The organism is Streptomyces sp. NPDC088246 (assembly GCF_044741025.1).
GTDB lineage: Bacteria > Actinomycetota > Actinomycetes > Streptomycetales > Streptomycetaceae > Streptomyces.
Genome location: NZ_JBIURV010000166.1, coordinates 1 through 1,859 on the forward strand (window position 1 = coordinate 1; position 1,859 = coordinate 1,859).

Below are 1,859 nucleotides of genomic sequence, written 5' to 3' on the forward strand. Positions count from 1 at the left end.
AGCTCGTCGGCAACCTGCCGGTTGGTCTTGCCGTCCGCACACCCCAGCACGATCCGGCACCGCTGAGCCAACGCCTGCGAGGACTTCGCTCGCCGCGACCAGCGCACCAGCGTCGCCCGCTCCTCCTCGGACAACACCAGCTCGGCCATCGGCCGCCCCATCTTCGCCATGGGAACAGCCTACTTAATCAACGAACTCCCGGCGCAGGACACTAGTAGCAATACCGGTGACTTTGAGGGTGTCGGTTCGTTGTGTTGAGTGTGCCAAGGCCGGGACAGGTGAAGTCGGTCGGGGGCGAGCGGTTTTCGGATCGCATCGCTCTCGGAGTGTTAACGCGTGCGTTTACGCCTGATCTGGTGGACGAGGTGGTGGCGGGGTGCGGGCGTGTTGAGCAGCGCCAGCGGCTGCTTCCGGCACGGGTGGTGGTGTATTTCGTGCTGGCGATGTGCCTGTTTTCGGGGCAGGGGTATGAGGAGGTCGGGCGTCTTCTCACGCAGGGTCTGGAGCGCCAGGGCCGCTGGGCAAAGGGGTGGCGGGTGCCTACGAGCGGAGCGATTGGGCGGGCGCGGCTGCGGCTGGGGCCGGAGGTGTTGAAGGCGTTGTTCGCCCGGGTGTGCCGGCCGGTGGCGGTCCCGGGGTCGCGGGGCGCGTGGTTTCGGGGGCTGCGGTTGGTGGCTGTGGACGGGACGACGTTCGATCTGCCGGACACGGTGGCGAATGCCGGGTTTTTCGGGCGTCCGGGGACCGGCCGTGGTCAGGGCAGGAGTGCCTATCCGCAGGCCAGGGTTGCGGCTCTGGTCGAGTGCGGCACTCATGCGGTCTTTGCTGCCGAGGTCGGTCCGCTGGCGGTGCACGAGACCGTGCTGGCCGGGCGCCTGTTCTCGTCGTTGACCGGGGGGATGCTGCTGATGGCAGACCGAGGGTTCCTCGGGTTCGACCTGTGGCGGGCCGCCGCGGCAACCGGCGCCGACCTGCTCTGGCGGGTCAGGAGCAACGCGGTGCTGCCTGTGGTGACGTCGCTGCCCGATGGTTCCTACCTGTCGGAGATCGTCGCCGCCCGTGACAAGAACCGGCGGGCCGACCCGGCCCGGGTCCGCGTCATCGAGTACACCCTTGGCCCACGCGGGAAGGACGCCGTCTACCGGCTGGTCACCACCCTCCTCGACCCGGACACTGCGCCAGCGGCGGAACTTGCCGCGCTCTACGCCGAACGCTGGGAGATCGAGACCACGCTGGACGAGATCAAGACCCACCTGGGCGGGCCACGGCTGGTCTTGCGCTCCCAGCACCCGGCCGGGGCCGAGCAGGAGATCTTCGCGTTCCTCCTCGTTCACCATGCCGTGCGGGACCTCATGCACGGAGCCGCACGACAGCAGGGACACGATCCGGACCGGATCTCTTTCACGCGCGCCGTGCGCGTTGTCCGCCGCCAGGTCACCGCCCAGGCGGGTTTTTCCCCCCTCCCGACTCACGCGGGCCCTCGCACAGACTCTGCTTGAAATCGGTCAACGGCTCCTGGAACCAAGGCGGTTACGCTCCAATCCCCGTGTCATCAAACGCAAGATGTCCAACTGGGCCCTCAAATGCACCGAACACAACAACCAGCCCAGGCTGGACACCCCAGTCATCACCCTCGTCGGACCCACCAAACCAGCCCCGACCTCCCGGAAAAAGACCTAAATCACCGGTATTGCACCTAGTAGGGCTTTGTTAGGTACCCCAAGTGATCCTCGTTGGATAGATTGTGATCTTCTTTCAGTTGTGACTCCTGAGGAGATGGAAGAGGTCCGTCCGCGTCTGGAGGCGTTCGCGGCCGAGATGCTGGGCTCGTTGGCGCGTCGGGACCAGCGGGCCAAGGG

At 66.6% G+C, this 1,859-nt stretch carries 1 protein-coding gene; it reads left to right on the forward strand.

The features are described from left to right. Positions 1–260: 260 nt before the first annotated feature. On the forward strand, positions 261–1,499 hold the full coding sequence (locus ACIPEK_RS46620) for an IS4 family transposase (protein ID WP_402009116.1): 1,239 nt from the start codon (positions 261–263) through the stop codon (positions 1,497–1,499). The last annotated feature ends 360 nt before the right edge of the window (positions 1,500–1,859 follow it).